Origin of the sequence: Bartonella sp. MR90HLJMH (genome assembly GCF_042194115.1) — a bacterium.
GTDB classification, from domain to species: Bacteria; Pseudomonadota; Alphaproteobacteria; order Rhizobiales; family Rhizobiaceae; genus Bartonella; species Bartonella grahamii.
In genome coordinates, this window is the sequence record NZ_JBHIMM010000023.1 from 1 (window position 1) to 5,257 (window position 5,257).

Here is a 5,257-nt window from a genome sequence, read left to right on the forward strand (position 1 = left end):
TTTTCAAATACTGATTTCCCAAATCACCATTTTTTTCGTGTTTCATGATCGTCTTACGATCAAGCAAAGCTGTTGCACGACTCGCAACAACATTATTCAGAATGAGCTCTGCTGGATAAGGCTTATCAAATTTCATCACCACTGTTTTCTCATCAACAGCTTGCAAAGCATCATTAACATTTTGTTCTGTAATTCCATATTCATTAAAAATTGCTGCATTAGCCATCTGCAATTTGACAATCCGCTTCATACCCCAAACAAGATCATTGGCATTGGCTGATCTACCATCGTTAAACTTTAAACCATCACGCAAATGAAAGGTAATCACCGTACTGTGATCATCACCTGAAACATCCCAATGAGTTGCTAAAGACGGAACTATTTTTGTTGGATCATCTGTCGCAGTACTGACCAAATTATCACAAACATTTCCAATAATTTCACTTGCATAAACATCATTGCTTTGGGCAGGATCAAATGTACTGATTGCATCAAGATTCCAAGCCATCACAAGAGTATTAGCCGGTGTTTTTGCTGAAACCTGTTGTACAACTACTCCCAGTGCCACAAGAGCAGCAACAAGAGAGCTGCTACTTTTCAATATTGTTTTCTTCGAGTTCATAAACGTTTCCCTTTATTTATTTTTTATTAATTAATGACGCTGAAATAACATGGCAAATTTATAATTATACACATTGAACAAATACATTCTAATCGCCTATACAGAGTCATCTACTTTATAAATTCATTGACTTACATCTCAATCAAACCATAGCGAACATGAAATATATGTTTTGCTAACCAGTATCACATTCTTTCATAACCTTTCTTTGCATACGATAATGCCGTATACCAGCCCCATTAATCATCAAAACGATAAGCCTTGTAGCCCCCAAAATGGTAAGCTTTTAAAAAAATCATTGCGCAAAAATTTATGAATTCACCATTCTATTCCTTTAGGCGGTATTTAAAATAAAATATGCAAACTTTAAAAATCGTCATTCTCCTCAAACACTCAATTTCAAGATGCGGTGCATCTTTACTACATGATCAAAACTGCACTAAAATAGCAGAAAGGCATAAGAAAAGATCTTTTCTAAAACTCTACCCCCCCCCACAAAAATCTGCTTAATCTTTTGAAAACCAAGTGTCAAAAGCTTTACGTTTTTACCAACAAAACCAAACACGTTAACAAAAACAAAGAAACAATGAGAATAATCACCCCTTCCAAGCTTTGTCTTTTGAGAGATAAAGCTTGCAATAAAAGAATACACACTAAAATGCACTTCTCTATTGATAAAAACAAAATTCATCAGACTACCCCCCAAAGACATAACGAATATGAACCCTTCTAAACTTTAGTGCGCATCATTGCTTTACCACTATAAAAATAGAACAGAAAACAACATACTGCAACAAAACTCTTGTTTCCAGCAGAAACATACAGAGATTCAACTAAGCAATGTAGTGGATACAAGCCTGCCTGAGCTTAATCACCTTCCCAAAAATGGAGCGCACACGCGGCAAGATCACTCTCTAATAAGAGAAAACTATCAGATAATAAAACCCAACACAAGCAGCTTGAGTCATTTAACTTTAATTTTTCATCGCTGCATTTTATTTTTATTGCCTAGGTAAGTATTGGACAATCGACCTACACACAAATAAACCAACTACCATACAACCAAAGTAAAATATAACAATGCAACAACAGCACGCCCTCTAAAAACCACTTTGCATTCGTCAATAAACATGAATAAAATATTCATTACTTATTATAACGGTCATGTCTATTAACAGAAATAAAAACACCTCTTCTGAACCATTTCAAATGCCAAAGACTGTTGCACAACATTGAACGCTCGTAAAGTGTGTGATGGTGCCGATTTGCTCCGTCATAAGCGTGAAGATGGAGTGCACAATGGATTGACTATTATACCATTCATGGGCTGCGTCGCAAAATGGGCTTTGATACACTAGATGTTTCTTTAAAACATACAAGACATTACCATTATCTAACTTCAGATACATGACAGTTAAGGTATCACTCCTTTTTGCATCTATTTTTTCATCCTCAAAATTATACCTTTATCGTTTTGAGTGCCAACAATAGTAGGAAATCGTTGATATTGTATAGTTTATATATTTTAATTATCTTATACAGTGGAGTTGTATAATCTATACATTTATTAAACAATTCAATTATTATCCTATTGATCATTACCCTTACAAAAGAACGTTGGCTAATTTATCGACAAAAACATCCTTCAAGATGATCATTAACAATCCCTACGGACTGCATAAAAGCATAACAAATTGTGGGACCAATAAATGTCCAGCCACGTTTCTTCAAGTCTTGAGAAAGACGAAGAGAAGCAGGGGTTGTAGGATGAGCCGACAGTGTTTGAAAGTCTATCTTTTCATAACGCTCTGATTGTGGTGGCTGAAAAGACCAAAAATAGCGGGACAAGCTCCCCCACTCTGTTATAATTTCCTGTGCTCTAAGTGCATTATTAAGCACTGATTGAATTTTTCTTTGATGGCGAACAATGTCTTTATTCTGCATTAACATTTGCACCTTTAGCTCATCATAATGAGCAATCTTTTCAAAGTCAAAGTGATCAAATGCAATGCGAAAAAAAGAGCGTTTTTTTAAAATTGTAAACCAAGAAAGCCCCGCTTGGAAACCTTCAAGACAAATTTTTTCAAACAAACAGATATCCTCAAAAACAGGTTTTCCCCATTCGTTATCATGATAAGCACAATAAAGTGGATCCGTTCCAGCCCATGCGCAACGAACTTTTCCATCCACTCCCTTAAGAAGACCTTCCGCAAGCATGGCATTAACCGTATTAAAAGAGAGTTCCTTGATCATCGTTTGGCGGCTTTATCTGCTTGTGTTTTGAACGTTTAGAAAAAATAGGTTCTTGTATTGCAACACTGATATCACCATCAAAAAAGCGTAAATTTATTTGCCCTGTTTCAGGAAACTGAGTCAACCGTTTAACGGGCTTATTATCTTGCCCCAAAGCCAAAACAAAACCACGCTCTAAAATATTCTGATAAGAAGTGCTTTTTAAAAGTCTGAATGCAAGCTCCATTTGGGCACGTTGTTTTTCCACACTACGCACAAAAGCACGATGAAGGCGCGCCGTATATTCCTTTGTATTGCGTTGTGCTTTTTCACTATTTAACAAACGTAGCGAAAGACGTAAACGAAGAGTATGAAAAGAAAAACATTTTTTATCGTAGCTCACACAAAGAGCACGCTGTAATCGATTTGAAATTTCATCAAAACCACGCCGTGGTAGAGCAAAAAGTTGGTCGACAGTGGGAAGACCACGTCTGGCTGCACGCAACTTTTGTTGATGAAAATCAAAAGAACGTACAAGTCCCTTGCGCAAACGTGCCCCAAGAGACGCAACACACACTTCAAGATCAAGCTTAACGGGAACAGCCTTTTCTGCAGCTCCTGTAGGAGTTGGAGCACGCCAATCAGCGACATAATCAATCAAAGTCCAGTCCGTTTCATGCCCAACAGCAGAAATAACGGGAAGAGCAGAAGCATAAACAGCACGAACAACAGCTTCATCATTAAACCCCCACAAATCTTCTAAACTTCCCCCTCCTCGTGCAACAATAATAAGATCAGGTTTTGGAATAAGTCCTCCTAGAGCAAGAGCATTAAAACCTTCAACAGCAACAGCTACCTCTCTCCCACTTGTTTCCCCCTGAACACGTACAGGCCAAACCAAAATATGTAACGGAAAACGATCGGATATACGATGAATAATATCACGAATAACAGCACCTGTTGGTGATGTGACAACGCCTATAATTCGAGGCATATAAGGCAAAGGTTTTTTCTTTGCTTCATCAAATAAGCCTTCTTCCACAAACTTTTTCTTACGATTTTCAAGAAGTGTCATCAAAGCACCAACCCCCGTTGGTTCAAGAGCCTCAATGACAATTTGATATTTCGATGATCCTGGATAAGTTGTAAGTTTACCAACAGCAACCACTTCCATCCCTTCTTCAGGAGGAAATTTGAGCTTTTCCATCACTCCACGCCAAATAACAGCTTCCAACCGTGCCTTATCATCTTTTAAAGCAAAATAAGCATGTCCCGAAGCATGAGTACCACGGTAACCTGATATCTCCCCACGCACCCGTACATAACCAAACTTTTCTTCAACAACACGCTTTAGAGCTCCTGCTATTTCGGAAACAGTAAATTCTGCCACATTTGTTATACCTGTTTTTTCACTAAACAACCTTACCATTTTTCAATTCTTTACGCCCGTTTCTGTGAAACTTTTTGAAACAACACAATCTTTAAAATTTTTATTTATAGCTTCATCAAAATACCCATAACACCGGCTAGAACAAGCTTATATTTTGAATTTCAAACCGATTATCCGAGTTATAAAAAAAGCTTGGAGCCGTTGTATGGGGATCTCCAAAGTTATTATTCCATCCGAAAGCCGTATCAATAGAAGTTAAAATATTCAATCTTAACATCCACACAAACACATCTTTCATAAGAATTCCTGAAATAAAATTCTCTACACAACATAGTAATCCATTCCCGATAAAATTCAACGTATTGCAAAGTGTTAAAGAGCTTTGCAATACATCAAATATATCATGATCATGTTTTTTATATTTTATAAACCTGATACCTTCTTATTTTTCAATTGCACTATAAAAAATACGTGGGGCACTATTCCAAACCCATTTTTTGACATCAGGTGTCATCGCTATTGTGTGATACGTCTGATAGATAAAAGCATAAGGTCCTTTCTGCATAAATTCACGTTGCAAATCAGCATACATTTGCGCCCGTTTTTTGGGATCTTTTTGAAACAACGCATCTTGAACCTTTTGATTCATAGTTTCGTCCAAATACCCATGGCACCAACTCGCATAGCCTGTATTTTTAGCCTCAAGCCGATTATCAGGATTGTAAATAAGGCGTGAAGCCATTGTATGAGGATCCGCAGAATCATTATTCCATCCGAAAAAAATCGTATCAAAAGTACGTGCAGATAGTTTTGAAAATAACTGCGTGCCCACAAAACGTTCAATTTTAAAACGTACCCCAACCTTTTTTGCATTGTCTTGAAGGGACTGAGCAATAGGCAAAGCAAAAGGATAAGGAGAAGTACCAGCAAAAATACTGGCCTCAAAACCATCCGGATAACCTGCCTCTGTTAAAAGTTCCTTTGCTTTTTGGAGATCAAGTTTAAAGGGTTGT

General features: G+C 37.2%; 4 protein-coding genes. All 4 read right to left on the reverse strand.

Annotated features, from left to right (window positions below; genetic code table 11):
- A partial coding sequence (locus ACFIJ9_RS08490) for an ABC transporter substrate-binding protein (protein ID WP_375636736.1) occupies positions 1–622 on the reverse strand: 622 nt, incomplete at its 3' end.
- 1,626 nt (positions 623–2,248) lie between these two features.
- Positions 2,249–2,875, reverse strand: a complete 627-nt coding sequence (locus ACFIJ9_RS08495) for a DNA-3-methyladenine glycosylase I (protein ID WP_375636738.1) — start codon at positions 2,873–2,875, stop codon at positions 2,249–2,251.
- A complete protein-coding gene (gene xseA, locus ACFIJ9_RS08500) occupies positions 2,853–4,283 on the reverse strand; it encodes an exodeoxyribonuclease VII large subunit (protein WP_375636740.1) in 1,431 nt (476 codons plus the stop codon). The genes ACFIJ9_RS08495 and xseA overlap by 23 nt, the downstream gene beginning before the upstream one ends.
- A 403-nt stretch (positions 4,284–4,686) precedes the next feature.
- A partial coding sequence (locus ACFIJ9_RS08505) for an ABC transporter substrate-binding protein (protein ID WP_375636742.1) occupies positions 4,687–5,257 on the reverse strand: 571 nt, incomplete at its 5' end.